Origin of the sequence: Dryocola clanedunensis (genome assembly GCF_038405435.1) — a bacterium.
GTDB classification, from domain to species: Bacteria; Pseudomonadota; Gammaproteobacteria; order Enterobacterales; family Enterobacteriaceae; genus Dryocola; species Dryocola clanedunensis_A.
Window position 1 is genome coordinate 1 of sequence record NZ_JBBYHZ010000191.1, and the last position, 545, is coordinate 545.

The 545-nt window shown below is 64.6% G+C and carries 1 protein-coding gene; it reads right to left on the minus strand.

Annotated elements, in window-relative coordinates; genetic code table 11:
- Positions 1 to 545 (minus strand): Hsp70 family protein (locus AAE045_RS24170; RefSeq protein ID WP_455549833.1); only part of this gene is annotated, 545 nt, incomplete at both ends.

The following is a 545-nucleotide window of genomic DNA, read 5'->3' on the forward strand; positions in this document are numbered from 1 at the left end:
GACAGCGGGGTCACGTCCAGCAGCAGCACGTCCTTGACGTCGCCGCCCAGCACGCCGCCCTGGATCGCAGCACCCAGTGCCACGGCCTCATCCGGGTTGACGTCCTTGCGCGGTTCCTTGCCGAAGAACTCGGTCACGGCCTGCTGCACCTTCGGCATGCGGGTCTGACCGCCGACCAGGATCACTTCACCGATGTCGCTCGAACGCAGGCCGGCATCGTTCAGCGCGATGCGGCACGGCTCGATCGACTTCTTGATCAGGTCTTCCACCAGCGCTTCCAGCTTGGCGCGGGTCAGCTTGATGTTCAGGTGCTTCGGGCCCGACGCGTCAGCGGTGACGTACGGCAGGTTCACTTCGGTCTGCTGGCTGGTGGACAGCTCGATCTTGGCGCGCTCGGCGGCGTCCTTCAGCCGCTGCAGGGCAAGCGGATCCTTGCGCAGGTCGATGCCCTGGTCCTTGTTGAACTCGTCGACGAGGTACTCGATGACGCGGTTGTCGAAATCTTCGCCGCCCAGGAAAGTGTCACCGTTGGTGGCCAGCACTTC